Consider the following 1,576-nt stretch of genomic DNA (forward strand, 5'->3'; position numbering starts at 1 on the left):
GGGCCTCGGCGAGCGGCTGATCCCGTTCCCGGTGCTGGCCGGCAAGTACTCGGCCACCGACGCCGTGCGCGGCGGGCTGGTCTGGCTGCGCTGGCCGATCTCCGGCGTCCTCGGGCAGACCTTCACCAACCCCGAGGACACCTCCGGCCGCCCCTCCCTGGAGTACTTCGACCTGGCGCGCGGCTCCCGCTCCACGCTCGCCGACCGGCTCGACGGCTACGCGGTCTCCGGCGACGGCGGCTCGGTGGCCGTCTACACGGCCGGCACCCTGCGGATCCTCCCGGTCGCCGCCCCCTCCGCCGGCACCACCGTCGACCTGCGGCGGATCACCCACACCGTGCACCCGGCCGCCGAGTGGCGCCAGGCCTACGCGGAGGCCGCCCGGATCGTGCGCGACCAGTTCTGGGACCCGGGCATGTGCGGGCTGGACTGGCCCGCCCTGGTCGCCCAGTACGAACCGCTGCTGGAGCGGATCGCCGGCCCCGACGACTTCGCCGACCTGCTGCGCGAACTGCTCGGCGAACTCGGCACCTCGCACGCCTACGTCACCCCGTCCCGGCGCGGCGAGGGGCCCGCGCTCGCCCAGCAGCCGCTCGGTCTGCTCGGCGCCAACGCCCACCGCTCCCCCGACGGGCGCTGGCTGGTCGACCGGATCCTGCCCGGCGAGTCCTCCGACCCGCGCGCCCGCGCCCCGCTCGCCACCCACGGCGTACGCGGCGGCGACGAACTGCTCGCCGTCGCCGGGCGGCCCGTCGACCCGGTGCGCGGACCGCTGCCGCTGCTCGTCGGCACCGGCGGGACGAGCGTCGAGCTCACCCTGCGCCGGGGCGGCCCGGACGGCGCCGTGCGCCGGATCACCGTCACCCCGCTGACCGACGAGCGGGCCATCCGCTACCAGGACTGGGTGGCCAAACGGCGCGCCCTGGTCCGGGAGTTCAGCGACGGCCGGTGCGGCTACCTGCACATCCCGGACCTCGGCGGCTCCGGCTGGGCGCAGTTCAACCGGGACGTGCGGCGGGAGCTGGACAAGCCCGCGCTGGTCCTGGACGTGCGCGGCAACGCCGGCGGCAACGTCTCCGAACTGGTCCTGGAGAAGCTCACCCGCCGGGTCCTCGCCTGGGACTTCAGCCGCGGCCGGGAACCCGTGCGGTGGCCGCGCGACGCCCCGCGCGGGCCGGTGGTGGCGCTCGCCGACGAGGCCACCAGCTCGGACGGCGACGTCGTCATCGCCGCCATCCGGCTGCTGCGGCTCGGCCCGGTGGTCGGCACCCGGACCTGGGGCGGGGTGGTCGGCATGACCGGACGGCACCAGCTCGGCGACGGGACGCAGATCTCGGTGCCCAAGAACGCCTCCTGGTTCACCGGCGGGCTCGGCTGGTCGGTGGAGAACCGGGGCGTCGAACCGGACGTGCACGTGATCCGCGCCCCCCGGGACTGGGCCGCCGGGCGCTACCCGGAGCTGGTCACGGCGGTGCGCCTGGCGCTGGAGCTGCTGGACGACGCGCCGGCCGCCGTCCCGCTCCCCGTCGTCGTGCTCGCCGTCGTCGCGCTCCCCCTGCTCGCCGTCATCGTCAGC

The 1,576-nt window shown here is 76.4% G+C and carries 1 protein-coding gene; it reads left to right on the plus strand.

What is annotated here, in order from left to right; genetic code table 11:
• On the plus strand, window positions 1-1,576 hold a 1,576-nt coding region (locus ABD308_RS20590; protein ID WP_344337344.1), incomplete at both ends, for a S41 family peptidase.

Source organism: Kitasatospora putterlickiae, assembly GCF_039527695.1.
GTDB classification, from domain to species: Bacteria; Actinomycetota; Actinomycetes; order Streptomycetales; family Streptomycetaceae; genus Kitasatospora; species Kitasatospora putterlickiae.